The sequence below is a fragment of the Exiguobacterium sp. s95 genome (assembly GCF_018618655.1).
Classification (GTDB): Bacteria; Bacillota; Bacilli; order Exiguobacteriales; family Exiguobacteriaceae; genus Exiguobacterium_A; species Exiguobacterium_A oxidotolerans.
Genome location: NZ_JACSMM010000006.1, coordinates 107,611 through 120,808, shown reverse-complemented (window position 1 = coordinate 120,808; position 13,198 = coordinate 107,611). Strand labels below are relative to the sequence as shown.

17 protein-coding genes are annotated in these 13,198 nt (G+C 42.3%); 6 read left to right on the top strand and 11 right to left on the bottom strand.

What is annotated here, in order from left to right:
- Positions 1-4 precede the first annotated feature (4 nt).
- A complete protein-coding gene (nfsA, locus tag KNP99_RS11145) occupies positions 5-751 on the bottom strand; it encodes an oxygen-insensitive NADPH nitroreductase (protein WP_088836363.1) in 747 nt (248 codons plus the stop codon).
- Between the two features lie 140 nt (positions 752-891).
- On the opposite strand from nfsA, the gene KNP99_RS11140 reads away from it, so the two are divergent.
- On the top strand, positions 892-1,803 hold the full coding sequence (locus tag KNP99_RS11140; RefSeq protein ID WP_088836362.1) for a hypothetical protein: 912 nt from the start codon (positions 892-894) through the stop codon (positions 1,801-1,803).
- A gap of 40 nt (positions 1,804-1,843) precedes the next feature.
- Here KNP99_RS11140 and KNP99_RS11135 read toward each other — a convergent pair whose 3' ends face one another.
- Positions 1,844-2,107, bottom strand: a complete 264-nt coding sequence (locus KNP99_RS11135; protein WP_029332686.1) for a hypothetical protein — start codon at positions 2,105-2,107, stop codon at positions 1,844-1,846.
- 127 nt (positions 2,108-2,234) lie between these two features.
- Here KNP99_RS11135 and KNP99_RS11130 point away from each other — a divergent pair, with 127 nt between their 5' ends.
- Positions 2,235-3,083 carry a GNAT family N-acetyltransferase gene (locus KNP99_RS11130; protein WP_088836361.1) on the top strand — a complete coding sequence of 283 codons (849 nt, stop codon included), beginning with the start codon at positions 2,235-2,237 and terminating at the stop codon, positions 3,081-3,083.
- Here the strand turns inward: KNP99_RS11130 and KNP99_RS11125 are convergent.
- From KNP99_RS11125 to KNP99_RS11110, 4 genes are all read right to left on the bottom strand, one after another.
- Entirely contained in the window at positions 3,041-3,991 is a 951-nt protein-coding gene (locus KNP99_RS11125; RefSeq protein ID WP_239456819.1) for a hypothetical protein, read from the bottom strand. The genes KNP99_RS11130 and KNP99_RS11125 overlap by 43 nt on opposite strands.
- A gap of 114 nt (positions 3,992-4,105) precedes the next feature.
- Positions 4,106-4,465, bottom strand: coding sequence for a hypothetical protein (locus KNP99_RS11120; RefSeq protein ID WP_088836360.1), 360 nt, complete (start codon positions 4,463-4,465; stop codon positions 4,106-4,108).
- Positions 4,466-4,640: 175 nt separating this feature from the next.
- The gene (locus tag KNP99_RS11115) at positions 4,641-5,093 is read right to left on the bottom strand and encodes a GNAT family N-acetyltransferase (protein WP_088836359.1); all 453 of its coding nucleotides are present in this window, start codon (positions 5,091-5,093) and stop codon (positions 4,641-4,643) included.
- A 25-nt stretch (positions 5,094-5,118) separates the two neighbouring features.
- Entirely contained in the window at positions 5,119-5,634 is a 516-nt protein-coding gene (locus KNP99_RS11110; protein WP_088836358.1) for a GNAT family N-acetyltransferase, read from the bottom strand.
- Between the two features lie 299 nt (positions 5,635-5,933).
- Between KNP99_RS11110 and murB the strand changes: the two genes are divergently transcribed.
- Entirely contained in the window at positions 5,934-6,845 is a 912-nt protein-coding gene (gene murB / locus KNP99_RS11105; RefSeq protein WP_088836357.1) for a UDP-N-acetylmuramate dehydrogenase, read from the top strand.
- Between the two features lie 84 nt (positions 6,846-6,929).
- Here murB and KNP99_RS11100 read toward each other — a convergent pair whose 3' ends face one another.
- Positions 6,930-8,153, bottom strand: a complete 1,224-nt coding sequence (locus tag KNP99_RS11100) for an aminopeptidase (protein WP_214766694.1) — start codon at positions 8,151-8,153, stop codon at positions 6,930-6,932.
- A 98-nt stretch (positions 8,154-8,251) separates the two neighbouring features.
- On the opposite strand from KNP99_RS11100, the gene KNP99_RS11095 reads away from it, so the two are divergent.
- Entirely contained in the window at positions 8,252-8,671 is a 420-nt protein-coding gene (locus tag KNP99_RS11095; RefSeq protein ID WP_029332678.1) for a DUF1232 domain-containing protein, read from the top strand.
- Positions 8,672-8,720: 49 nt separating this feature from the next.
- On the opposite strand, the gene KNP99_RS11090 is transcribed toward KNP99_RS11095, so the two are convergent.
- Positions 8,721-9,557: a formate/nitrite transporter family protein gene (locus KNP99_RS11090; protein WP_088836355.1), complete on the bottom strand. Its 837-nt coding sequence runs from the start codon at positions 9,555-9,557 to the stop codon at positions 8,721-8,723.
- A 189-nt stretch (positions 9,558-9,746) separates the two neighbouring features.
- A complete protein-coding gene (locus tag KNP99_RS11085; protein ID WP_157898461.1) occupies positions 9,747-10,358 on the bottom strand; it encodes a hypothetical protein in 612 nt (203 codons plus the stop codon).
- Between the two features lie 132 nt (positions 10,359-10,490).
- Between KNP99_RS11085 and KNP99_RS11080 the strand changes: the two genes are divergently transcribed.
- Entirely contained in the window at positions 10,491-11,360 is an 870-nt protein-coding gene (locus KNP99_RS11080) for a YitT family protein (RefSeq protein ID WP_088836353.1), read from the top strand.
- A gap of 240 nt (positions 11,361-11,600) precedes the next feature.
- Complete coding sequence (locus KNP99_RS11075) at positions 11,601-12,209, top strand: CHASE3 domain-containing protein (RefSeq protein WP_088836352.1); 609 nt, start codon at positions 11,601-11,603, stop codon at positions 12,207-12,209.
- An 89-nt stretch (positions 12,210-12,298) separates the two neighbouring features.
- On the opposite strand, the gene KNP99_RS11070 is transcribed toward KNP99_RS11075, so the two are convergent.
- Together KNP99_RS11070 and KNP99_RS11065 are read right to left on the bottom strand one after the other, a co-directional pair.
- Entirely contained in the window at positions 12,299-12,673 is a 375-nt protein-coding gene (locus KNP99_RS11070; RefSeq protein ID WP_353048334.1) for an ArsR/SmtB family transcription factor, read from the bottom strand.
- 77 nt (positions 12,674-12,750) lie between these two features.
- Entirely contained in the window at positions 12,751-13,188 is a 438-nt protein-coding gene (locus KNP99_RS11065) for a hypothetical protein (RefSeq protein WP_088836350.1), read from the bottom strand.
- Positions 13,189-13,198: the final 10 nt, after the last annotated feature.

The window sequence follows — 13,198 nt, the reverse complement described above, 5'->3', positions numbered from 1 at the left end:
CGTTTTAGTCTTGCGATAACTGCTTATCTTGTAAGAACTTACGTAGATACGTCCGTTTCGGTTCCTTCATCGAGGTAGCCATTTGATAGACCCATCCCTCAGTTCGTGCGCCATCCGTCCGCTCTCCATAATATGACGAGGTTTCTGCCTCATACTGTTCTAGCAACTCACGCATCTTGTTGTCATTAGTATACGTATTACGATGGAAGATTGCCTCCATCGGAAGACGGGGTTTTTTACCTGACTGTTGATCCGGCAAACCGACTGCAACACCAAATAACGGTACGACGTGACTTGGCAACTCAAGAAGTTCACTCACTTTTCGAGCGTCATTACGAAGTGAACCGATATAAACTGTCCCGTATCCTAATGATTCTGCTGCTACGACAAGGTTCTGTGCGGCAAGTCCTGCATCAACCGCTCCGACAATCAACGCTTCCGTCGTTTCGACTGTGTCAGCGACTGAGCCATTCGCAATCTCTGCTGCCAACATATGTTTATGGTAGTCGATACAGAAGACGAAGAAGTAGCTATTATCTGCTACATAACTTTGTCCACTCGCTACTTCTACGAGTTGCTGTTTTTTTTCTAAATCCTCAATTCCGACAATTGCGTAGGCTTGTTGATAAGAAGACGTCGAAGCAGCCTGGGCAGATTGGATTAATAGTTCAATCGTCTGTTCGTCGAGTTGATGTTCCTTAAATTTCCGGATCGAGCGGTGGTTTAATAAATGTTCAATCGTTTCATTCATCTGAATCTCTCCCTTAAATTAATCTTTCCCTTTAAAAATAGGCAATGATTGTGTAAAAGAGCAAATGAAAGATGTTCGTTTTATGAAAAAATCGGGAAATGAATAATGAAGTGCTGTGTTTTTGTCGAAGGAGGGCGATCATGAGAATTCGAAAATTACGTCTTTTACTGGAGCAATATGGCGATACTACCCTTCGCGACATTATCGTAGAGATCTATCGCCAACTTCCTAAACAAACAATTGAAGATAAAGAATTAGATTTGATGCTGTCGCAATTCGCAAAATATAAAGGTCTAAAAAAAGAACAAGAACAACCGACAATCGAACAAACCATCGAGCAAACTGAACAATTCATTCAACTCGCTTACGATGGTGAGTATTTAGAACCAAGTACAATCGTTTCCGTACGCGAACAAAAAAACTGGTACGTCACAGCAAAACGATTATTAAAACACCTGCGACATTATGTTGGTCGAAAGAACGGAACGCGTGTTGCTTTCGAAGAATTCTTTTTTTTACTGTCTTCCGCCGCTGGTGAAGAACCTCTTTTCCTGAGTAACGACCCCTTCCGACTGATTAAAGTCTCTCAAGTTGAGCTCTTCCAAGAACTCGTTGGTTACTACAAGCTCGACACATCCGATAATGCGTGGATGAAGCGCGCTATCTACACGGCGTTAAAGGTACCGATCGACGTCGACACAGAACGCAGTGACCTTTTCCTTGCCGTTCTCGAGCATTGTGAAACGCGACAAGAGCGTGAGTCTTACCTGTCGTTATTGAACATGCATGCGAAAAAGCTTCAAATGAACGTTCGCATCGATGCAGACAAGCTCATCCTCTATCAAGAGATTCGCTTCGCAGAACTTCATGCCCTGATTGCTTTACGTGAACTAGAACGAGCCGAAACGATGCTTTTCACAGAATATATTCCTTATTTTTCACACCGTTCGACTCCATTTCGCTATTATCTCGACTTGCTGGAACAGGCGGGTCTAGATGAAGAACATGATCGGATTGAACGCGTTGGCCGAACCAAACATATTCATTTTTAAATACAAAAAAAGAGCTTCGGAAAGGTTTCCCGAGGCTCTTTCAATCTGATGTATTGACGATTCCAAGTCCTACAGTTGCAAGCAGTGCGATACAGGCAAATAAAAATGCCATGTCATTCGGTGAGTCAAAACCATCATATGTCGGTTCTTTTCGATCAATGATGAGTTCATCCATCGTTCCATAGCTTCCATACGTCACAGCTTCTCGGACGCTCGTTTCTTGTTTATCTAAATCTTGTGCTTGAACGGGATGGATACTACTTAAAAACAAAAAGAAGCAGACATAGATAAACTTTTTCCCCAATCTAATCCCTCCCCCGTTTCTACCAGATTACTTTTACCTTTTATGATAAAAACTATTATTTTCCTTTTATTGCTTATAGTATACTTAAGATATTGTTTCATCCTAATCAGAAAAGGAAGTGTAGCGTTTGAAAATTTTACGTTACGAGCAATTGTCGCACGGTCAACGTCGTCTCGTCCATCAGTTGTTACAAAAAAACCGCTTATCTCCTCTGTCCCTCTCATTCCAACCACCTGAAAAATATCAATGGGCTTTAATCAAGGGTGATGCCGTCTGCGCGACATTAGGATTTAACCAATTCGCCTCGTCCCTTCAAATCATCAATGCCGCTTACACGGACTTGATTGCTTTCCGCACTTTGGCGCATTTCGTCCATGATTACGCGCTCTCTCTACATCCTCATCAAATCGACGTTCAAATCATTCCACCACATGACTTCGGGTTGGTCTCGACTTGGAACACGCTCGGTTATACACTCTCCTCTGAACAATTTCGCTTCATCGGTCTCATCAATGATCATGCCGCATCACTTCAATTCAAGCCACTTACCCTCCGAAACCGTTCCTTGTTCTTAAATCTCAGAAACGAGTCGATTCAATCCTCACATTTTTTATTTAGCTATGACGTATCCCATATCGAATATTTGATTGAACAGGGGGCATTGCCGTACCTTGTCTACGATCAACAAACAATCGTCGGAACAATCATCATCCAAAAACAAAAGCAAACGATTCGTTTACTCGAAATTACGTGTATCCCTGAATTGAAGAATCAAGGATACGGGCGAAGAATTCTTGAGACCTTTCAAGCTAAATTAAAACGCACGACAGTTCGGACATTCGAGACGTATTGTTTTTCAACACATCAAGAAGCCCTTCGTTTATATGACCCCGATACATTCTGTGATATTCAACTCTTCTCACACTGGCATACTTACTCTAGAGAATCTTTACGTAACCGCTCAACGATTTCTTGATATTCCGCCAGGACGTAGGCATCCTCCACTTGTTTGAAATCAATATTTGCTCGGATCCTTAGCTGCTCCCCCATCTGATATAGACTGTCGATATAGTCATTTCCTAACGCACTCGCTTGACCTGGTTGGTGGTTATGAAAGGCTAACAGTGCATCTTCTAAAAGCAGTTGTTCCTTCTCCGTTTTTAAAACTGCTTCAAGCAACTGTTCAAATACTTCTGTATGCCGACCGATCATCGCGTAAAAGAGTGGATAGTGTTTGGCATATTTAAAATCAACTTGATATTTTTTAGTCTCGACGATTGTCTGAATGCTTGACGGATTCGACCGCTTTAACTGCTCAACAAAACCGATTGTTGCCGGATGGTCTGTAAAAAATTCTAGGCTTCGTACGTCCATTTCGTCTTCTAAATCAAGCAACAAATAGAGATCAAGCATATTAATCACGTGCGTTTCTAAAAAACGATCACTCCGTTGCAAGGATGTCGTGTAGTCTAAATCAAGACCAGCCTCTATCGCCAATTGAAAAAGTTCATGATTGATTGCACTGTATAGACCGACTGGAAATGCTAGCGGTTGACGGACAATTGAACGATGTCCATCAAGCTCTTTTAATTGATTGAGATCTACACCATGTTGTACCAACAAACGGAAAAAGAGCGTTCTATCTTGTATCGCCCCCAACTTAAGTAACAGACGATCGAGTTCAATGACTGGTTGGTTCGTATCAAGCGCTAGCGCCAAGTGCTCTGATGACTCTAAGTCAAAAGCTCGCTTCACGAAATTTAAAGCGACCCGTTCTTGTTCGGACAACTCAGCATTGTAATACTCAAAATCTTTTCGATTCAATTCTTTAAATGCACGCACTGCCTGACCAACTGCCTCATTTTTCACAAATCGTTTCATCATCGGTTTGCCCCCCTGAATACTGCTTCTCTTCGTAGTGTACGCAATATTATCTTTTCTTGAAAGCCAAAAAAATCCTGATGCCTTCCTCACAATAAGGAAATCCACCAGGATCTATCAATTCTCGCCTACTTTTAAAGGCATCGATCGAAAAATCTCATCTTGCTTTCCGACTTTTTCGACACTCGTTCCAATTGAACCGCTATATTCAATTGTCTGTTCCGGCTGAATGAACTCATAAGTAATGGCCGGTTCTCCACGCAATCGAACCTGGATTACCTGTCGATGTTGCAGGGAAAACGAGGCCTTCACTTCTAAAAATGATGCTTCACTGATTCCATGATGTTTTTCAAGCATCGTCTTTAACTGCTTTTCTGAGTTCTGTTGGCTGCTTTGAAGCTCTGCGTAAGAAATTCCGACCGCAAAAGATAAAAGTCCAATCAGACTTAACGCGAGAATGACCAGTACTTTTTTCATAGACTGATTCACCTCCGAATGAAATTCGTTCTGCTCTCATCATCGGTTCACTCCGCTATTTTTTGAAGTATTTCTCGAAAATAAGCGTTTCCTCATGTCTACAACCATTGGGACGACAAGGGAGAGACGTCTTCCCAACCTAGATGAGAACTTTAGTTGCTAGGTAAAGGAACATTCAATACTCTTCTTTAAGCGATAAATGCATATCAAGGTGTGGAATTCCATCCTCCAGATACACATCAGATGTCTCTTCAAACCCAAACGATGCATAAAACTTTTTTAGATGGGCCTGGGCCTGCAAATAAATCCCTGTTTCTTCTTGTGTCCGGATGTGTTCGATTGCTTCATTCATCAAGCGACGTGCAATACCGTGCGACCGAAAATCAGCGTGGACGGCGACACGACCAATCGCTACAGCACCTGATTGATTTTTAGGGAGTACTCGAAGGCAACCGATTAACTGCTGATCTGCATAGGCAAGTGCATGAATCGCCTCCTGATCACGATTATCGAGCTCTGAATAGGCACATTCCTGCTCAACGACAAAAATATCAGTTCTTAATTTTAATAACTGATAAAGCGTCAAGGCACCAAGCTGATTAAACCGAATAAATTCTGTATGATACATGAATTACACTCCTCTGCTTTAATGTTCAGCCTCTAAATAGACGGGTTAGTCTGCATGAATAGACGACGACGGGTATCCCTTTAAAGACCGTTTCTTTTTCCCAACCCAATCCGTTGGCGCGAGCCACCTTTTGAGAAGAATGATTTTCTGGATGAATGATTGAAATCAGACGATCGTTTCCACGTTCAAATGCCTCACGCATCAGACGTTTCGCTGCTTCACGCCCGTATCCGACTTTCCAGTGCTTCGGCTTTAACCAATATCCGACTTCAAGTTCTTCTACTCCGTCGACTTCTTGTAGGATGAGTCCTGCAAAACCGATTGGTTCCTCATCCTCTTTTTTTTCAATCAGCAAAAACCCCGTCTGACGATCATCTTCATACCGCTCGAATTGTTGGTCGAACCATAAACGGGCCTCCGTCTCATCCAATGAAACACCACCGTTAATATACTGCATCACCAATTCATTTTGAACGAGTTCTTTATAAAAGTCGAAATCTTCCTGAGAAAAAGGTCGCATTCTCAAACGTTCGCTCTCCATATCGATTCCCCTCCTAATTTTCCGAACATCCTTCTATATACGTATTTATAATTCCCCCTTTTCTAACCGATTCATACCCTAAATCCTTATTTTGTCTTGTTCACCTTTCGAAATTCGGAATTCCAGATATATATTTTCATTACTAAGCGATGACAGTTTTCGGATAAACCTTGCATTTTTCGTGTCAACTCTGTATTTTGGGAACTATGTGCTAAACATCAATTACGTAATTAGTGTAAAATATATTTTGAGCGTACTTTCGCTGAATGGAATTCATAAAAAAAGGACTGAGAACTTATATGACTGAACAGTTGTTGACTGGGCTTTACGAGGGATTAAACGAAGACTCTGTATTAGTGAATGAACCGTTAAAATATCATACGTATACGAAAATGGGAGGAATTGCCGACCTTTTCATCATTCCTTCTTCTTACGAAGAAACAGCTTTTGCTGTTCGCTATGCTTATGAGAACGATCTCCCATTGACATTACTCGGTAATGGATCGAACCTCGTCGTACGTGATGGCGGGATTCGTGGCATCGTCTTATCATTTGAAAAATTAACGGATATTTCGGTCGAAGAACATGAGCTCGTCGCACAAAGCGGCGCGGCCATCATCCAAGCCTCACGCGTCGCTTATGATCATGCATTGAGTGGTCTCGAGTTTGCCTGTGGAATCCCCGGCACAGTCGGTGGTGCTCTTATCATGAATGCTGGTGCGTATGGAGGGGAAGTCAAAGATTGTCTTCAGAGCGCGACGGTTTTAACACGCCAAGGTGAGCTGTTAAACATCACACGCGACGAACTCGAACTTGGATACCGGACAAGCTGTTTCGCTAAAAAAGAATATATCATTCTCGAAGGACGTTTTTCTTTGACGGAGGGGGATCCTGTTCTCATCAAGGAAGTCATGGACGATTTGACGAATAAGCGTGAAACGAAGCAACCCCTCGAATACCCTTCTTGCGGCAGTGTCTTTAAGCGCCCTGAAGGATATTTCGCCGGAAAGTTAATCCAGGACAGCGGACTTCAAGGGACACGAATTGGTGGAGCGGAAGTCTCACAAAAACATGCCGGTTTCATCGTCAATATCGAAAATGCAACGGCGACTGATTACATTTCGCTTATTCACCACGTTCAAGAAACGGTGCAGGATAAATTCGGGATTCTCCTCGAGACCGAAGTAAAAATCATCGGTGAAGAACTTTAATACGAATACTTTCCTTAAACACAAAAAAGTAACAGGAACGGATACCCGTTCCTGTTACTTTTTTAGCCTCCATTCGGCTCATCCTTAAATTGACCAGTTGCCGTTACGCATTAACGCTTCGCGTGTACCGTCTGCTAATTCGCCATCGATTGCCATATCTGCTGAGCCAATCATGAAATCAACATGCGTCATCGAATCATTCGCCCCTTGCTCGGCTAATTCTTCATTCGATAAACTTGGTCCATTCTCAAGGCACGTCGAGTAGGCACGACCAATCGCGAGGTGACATGAGGCATTCTCATCGAACAACGTATTATAGAACAAGATGCCCGAGTCAGAGATTGGTGAATGGTGCGGCACGAGAGCTACTTCTCCGAGATAACGTGCTCCTTCGTCGAGCGAAATCAACTCATCTAATGCCGCTTGACCCTGTTTCGCTTCTGCTTTGACGATTTTCCCATCTTCAAACCAAAGCGTAAAGCCATCAATCAAGTTTCCGCTGTAGCTGAGTGGCTTCGTACTCGAGACATGACCGTTGACTCCTGTCTTCTTCGGTAACGTAAAGACCTCCTCCGTCGGAAGGTTCGCGATGAAATCAACACCGTCCGCATTCGGTCCACCACCACCGAGCCATACATGACGCTCTGGTAACTCGATCGATAATTCCGTCCCTGGTGCCGAGTAATGAAGTGTTTTATATTTTTTCTCCGTCAAGAATGTCGCTTTCGTACGGAGATTGTGATCATGTTTCTCCCATGCAGCGACTGGATCTGCTTGATCGACACGAGTTGCCTTTAAAATCGCTTCCCATAGCTCTTCTACAGCGTTTTCCGAGTCCGGGAATACCTTAGCCGCCCAAGCATCTGAAGGTGCAGCAACGACACACCAGCTTACATTGTCGCTCATGACGAATTTACGCCAATTGGCTAGTGCAACTCCTGCTGCTTTATTCGCGCGCGCGATACGACTCGACTCGACTCCGTTTAAAAGATCTGGATCTTCACTGACGACAGATAAGAAGGCTGTCTTTTCATCAGCTAACTGATCGAACCGTGCTTTTAACCACTCTGGAAATGCGTCAAACGAATCTTCCGGTGCATCGAAATAACGGATTTTCGTCATTTCATCATCTGACCATTGCACGTAAACGTTCGATGCGCCTACTTCGTAAGCAACACGTGTAATTTCACGAACAAGTGGTGCATTTTCGATGCCAGCACGAATTTCTAGTTGCTGACCGGATTGCAAATTGATTCCTGTACGTACAGCGAGTGCTGCATACTTTTTGAGTTGTTCTTGAGTCGGCATTATGTAATCCCCTTTCGTCTCTTACTCTTATTTTCACGAAAGAGTTGCAATTTTGCAAGAAATAAGGTGAAACTAGGTGTAGAGAAGGAGTGTTGAACATGGAATTCGTACCAGGAGATTTTAAATCCGCTTACACATATTTCCACCGTCAGGCATTGGCGTTAGTCGGAGATCACAAAGCACAGGAAGATTTATTGATTCGAGGAGAAGTTGGCTTAGCACATTTAACAAAAGATATCGCTTCAGAAGAAGGGTCTGATATCGAACGTGAAGCAGAACTCGTGCTGTATTTCCAACTTAAACAGTTACTTGAGATGTTACGTGCCCTTTATCAAAAACGTTTTTCGATGAAGGAAGAACAAGAACAATTATTATTGACGGCTGTGCTCTATTTTACTTCCCCAGTCGATGCACTACCTGACGAAAATGTTCTCGGTCTGTTCGATGATGCTCAAATCGTCGAATCGATCTATGAAGAACTCGCAGCAGATGTCGATCGCTTCCAACATCTCGAATAAAGAAAAAGGTAAGGGAGGCGGGAAAACCCGTCGCTACCTTACCTTTTCTTTATGCTTTTTTTTTCGTCGCGATGTTGATTGTCGCAGCTTGTTGTTTTGATTGATCCACTTCTAGCTTTTCTTTATTCAACCACGTGTAAACCATTCCCATGAAGAGTGCTCCACCGATGATGTTACCGAAGAGAGCAGGAATTAAGTTATGGATTGCTCCGGCAAATGAAATCGCCTCTGGGTGAGGTACGACAAGCGCGATTGAGAACAATGCCATATTGGCAATGACATGGTCAAAACCTGATGCGAAGAAGACAGCAACTAAAACCATCATCATCATGATTTGTGCCAATTCATTTTTCATGTTTTTCGGAATGAAAATCGCTAAACAAACCATCCAGTTACAGAAGATTGCTCGCGTAAAAATTTCCCATGTCGAGTGATGGATTTTCGATTCAGAGACAGCGAACAACCAGTTGTTTGCGCCTAACTCTTGAATGATTCCAGTTTGCGAAAAGAGTAACGCGAAGGCAAGTCCTCCGAGACCATTACCAATCAAACAAATCGTCCATACTTTAAACGTATCCATTTTTGTAGTGTATCCACGCATCGTCGCCGTAGTAAAATACATCGTATTTCCTGTAAACAGTTCTGCACCGCCGTAGACAATTAAGACAAGCGCAACACCAAAAGTTAATCCACCGACGAGCGTCATCGCAGCCGATTCATTTAGATAAAGTCCGTTGATTGCTTTGAGTGTAAATATGATAGCAAAACCGATGAATACCCCAGCAAGCATGGCACGAACTAAATATTCGAGTGGACGCATTTGTAGCATTTTAGTTGATTTAACCGCTTTATTTCTTAGCCCTTCTAATGCTTCTACTTCATTCATTGTAGAAACCTCGCTTTCTTCTTGTTCAACACTTCACAATGTTTGTTCACTTATTATCATACTTCCATCTTATAAGATGTTCAACCCCTGCCTACCCCTTATTTAAGGTTTTTACGAAAGAATGACATGTAAACGATACCATTGTGTCAAGTTTGTGAAAAAAGCTTTTTCTTGCTAGATACAACTACTTTACGGGTATATTTTGAGTTGTGAACGGAAGTATTCTAGAAAGGATTTTCGTCTTGATTCAACTAATACATAGTCGTCAATAACTACACGATTAAAGCGGTTAGTGGACGTCGAAGCTCGCTCAATATCGCGTGGTGTATACCCTTCAAAATCATTACGCGTGATTTTAATTTGAAGGATTGATACAGGATCCGTATATTGAATTTCAACTGTCATTACATTAGGAATCGCTAAAAAAAGAGCCAGCGTATGGTGCATGACGAGTTGCGAAAATCGACTTTTGATAAAAGAGGGTGTAGACGGATCAATCCATTCATGATTTGTCCCGACCCATTCTTTTCTGGATTTACCCGTCACTTCATAACGTAAGGAGACGGTAGTCCCTTCAATCTTTACTTGTTTAAGTGCGTCTGAAAATGGAAATCGTTCAATAAATCCTGTCATTGCATTTGTATTTGTAACCGATGTTCCGACATATCTGGTGACCAGTGCTCCATCACGCCACTTATTGTCAGGGGATTCCCTCGAGTAATGCAACATAAAAACGGAACCTGCGCTTAATCCAATGAGCGCACAGCATAAAAATAAAAGGATTTTTTTCAATTCACTCAATTCCTTTCGACCCGCGTCACATTTTTTTTACGATATTTTTCAGTTGAGGGGTTGAATTTAATGCTATATAGGCGTACTCTTGCAGGCAGATACTTTACAAAGGAGGAGCATGAGGATTTCTCATCAATCACAATGAAGACTAAACAAACGAGCAAGAAAAAACGAACAGAAAAAATCAGTTTCCTTTTAATCGGTACACTTCTTTACTCCCTTTATATCAGCCTTTTATTATCTCCAAATGACATTGGATCTGGCGGCATCATGGGAATCACACTTATTTTCCAAGAGTTGTTCAATACGCCTATCGGACTGACCCAACTTGTCTTGAATATCCCGCTTTTCTTACTTGGTTTTCGCTTCTTAAGAAAACGATTCATGCTACTTTCAGGAATTATCGTCCTTATTTCTTCATTTTTAATTGATTGGATTCCAACACAAGTGGTTCCTGAGTCATTAAACGATCCTCTCGTCGCCTCCATTTTTGCAGGGTTAGTTTCCGGACTCGCAATGGCATTAATCTTCTTTGGCGGCGCTTCGACAGGTGGACTCGACATCCTCGGAAAGTTCTTTTATGCCCGCTTTCATAACTGGCCGCTCCCGCGTATTTTTTTAATGCAGGATTTAGTGATCTATATCTTAGTTTGGCTAGTCTTCGACTTAAAACATGTTATGTATGCATTAATTATGAGCTTCGTTCGCGCCAAGGCGTTGCAAACGGTCTATAGTTTTTACTCTGCTTCTAAACAATGTATTATCATTTGTGAAAAAGCAGATGAAATCAACGACGTCATCACAAAAGAACTTGGTCGTGGTGTCACGATTCTCGATGCGCGCGGTGGCTATTCCAACCGGACAAAGAAGATGGTTTATGTCGTCGTACAGAATAATGAAATCGTTCGTCTTCAGGAAATTGTTTCTTCTGTCGAACCTAATGCCTTCGTCACCTTCTCTGAGATTCATACCGTCTTCGGAAATTACAAAGAACATTCCTACTCTTTTTAAATGAACCGCACACGATGAAACGACACCCCCTGTCATGAGGTGGGTTGTTTTTTGTAAACGAAGGCTGACCCATCATATACGTCTACGTTTGGTATCGCTTCAGGTTTCATCTCAAAATATAAAACGATTGGATCCCCGTAACCAAAAGATGTTCCCCTAAAAAATAGATAACTCTTCACTTTTTGGGAATTAGTGGTTAAGCTAATGACATTACCAGTTAGCTTACGAAGGAATGATTGCATGAATAAACTTTGGCGCTACCGCATCTCTCTCATTCTTTTAGTCAGTTTGTTCGCTTCGATTCCTCTCATCTATGCCTTGACAGGTTATCGTACCATTTCAAAAATGACAGAAGAGATGCACGCCCATAACATCCCGATGATTAAACAGGTCGACCAACTCGTCGAATACAATCGGGATCGGGCAAATGCCGTTCGCGGCCTATTGCTCTATGAAGACGACCGCTACATTGAACAATACTACTTCTGCACGACCAAAATTCATGATTTACGCCGTGTGCTCAATGCTTCGAACGAAACACCTGTACCGATTAAAGATTTATTGGTCCGTAACAATGCATGGGAAAAAGAAATCGAAACCGTTTTCAGCCTTTATGAAACAAACGGTTCACAGGCAGCTACCGCTTTAGCGAAACAATCGACGCAGACCACGCAGACCATTCTTGAAGATCTTGCTCAAGTTAAAGATCAATTGTATACCGAATTAGATCAAGAACTCGAAAATACGGCGCTCGTGACAGCATCCTATAAACGGATGTGCTTTAGTCTATCCATTTTAGCCTTTCTACTCATCAGTGTGACCATCACGTTCTTCCATCGAATCAAGTGATCTGTTGTTTCATACGATTAGCTTCGTGAAAAAGCTAAAAAACGCACCGCAGTTCTTTATCGGACTGCGGTGCGTTTTTTATATTTTTCTCAAGAAGAAGCCTTTCCTTCATTCACATGCTCCATTGCCAAATGAACTAACGACGAGACATGATGGTCATCAAGTGAATAATAGACAACTTTTCCTTCTTTACGATATTTGACGAGACCTTGTTTCAATAACGTTCTTAAGTGATGCGAAGCCGTCGCAATCGAACAATCAACTGATGCCGATACGTCACAAACACAAAGTTCTCGCTCGACCGTCAATGCATAAGCGATTCGTAGACGCGTTGCGTCCGATAACACTTTAAACAATTTCCCAATCTCAAGCGTCGGGATTTTCTCAACGGCATGACCAATTTCAGTAGCACGTTTTTTATCGATCGCAATCGTCTCACAGCGTGGTGCCTCCACTGTCTTCACCTCTCCTCCAAACTATTGCACCATCCTAAAACAACAAATGCAAGTAAGATGACTACGATGATTCGCGAGGTGAAGATTCATTTCCGATGTTTTTTTTGGATTGTACGAAAAACTGCCCATCCCCCTAATCGATTCCCGATATCCCAAACGATTCGATTAGTATCGACAGCCCGTACACCGATATCGATGATACTTGTATTTCGCAATCGCTCCTTATATCGATTCGATAGGAAGCGTGGTAACGGTACTTGTAACATCACTCGATAAAATAAATCGAGGTGTGTATGGCCCCAGATTTCCGTAGCGATGGATGCCGTTTTAATCAACAGCGGCCGTTTATATCGTTGTTGGTGTTTGTTTTTTAACAAAACCGCCAATTCAAATGCATAACGATTCGGATAGGGAAACAATTTCCAACCTAAATGATACTTTCCACGGTTGTCGATTCGAATGATTTGTGGTTCGATTCGATACCGAATCCAGCCTCCCCGAAAGCGAATGACTTGCCATTTCACGTACATCACC

Coding starts and splice junctions, on each gene's coding strand:
- KNP99_RS11100 (WP_214766694.1), bottom strand. CDS start 8,153: ATGCCGACTCAAGAACAACTCAAAAAGTATGCAGCACTCGCTGTACGT.
- KNP99_RS11095 (WP_029332678.1), top strand. CDS start 8,252: ATGGAATTCGTACCAGGAGATTTTAAATCCGCTTACACATATTTCCAC.
- KNP99_RS11075 (WP_088836352.1), top strand. CDS start 11,601: ATGAATAAACTTTGGCGCTACCGCATCTCTCTCATTCTTTTAGTCAGT.
- KNP99_RS11140 (WP_088836362.1), top strand. CDS start 892: ATGAGAATTCGAAAATTACGTCTTTTACTGGAGCAATATGGCGATACT.
- KNP99_RS11080 (WP_088836353.1), top strand. CDS start 10,491: ATGAAGACTAAACAAACGAGCAAGAAAAAACGAACAGAAAAAATCAGT.
- murB (WP_088836357.1), top strand. CDS start 5,934: ATGACTGAACAGTTGTTGACTGGGCTTTACGAGGGATTAAACGAAGAC.
- KNP99_RS11090 (WP_088836355.1), bottom strand. CDS start 9,557: ATGAATGAAGTAGAAGCATTAGAAGGGCTAAGAAATAAAGCGGTTAAA.
- KNP99_RS11125 (WP_239456819.1), bottom strand. CDS start 3,991: ATGATGAAACGATTTGTGAAAAATGAGGCAGTTGGTCAGGCAGTGCGT.
- nfsA (WP_088836363.1), bottom strand. CDS start 751: ATGAATGAAACGATTGAACATTTATTAAACCACCGCTCGATCCGGAAA.
- KNP99_RS11120 (WP_088836360.1), bottom strand. CDS start 4,465: ATGAAAAAAGTACTGGTCATTCTCGCGTTAAGTCTGATTGGACTTTTA.
- KNP99_RS11110 (WP_088836358.1), bottom strand. CDS start 5,634: ATGGAGAGCGAACGTTTGAGAATGCGACCTTTTTCTCAGGAAGATTTC.
- KNP99_RS11115 (WP_088836359.1), bottom strand. CDS start 5,093: ATGTATCATACAGAATTTATTCGGTTTAATCAGCTTGGTGCCTTGACG.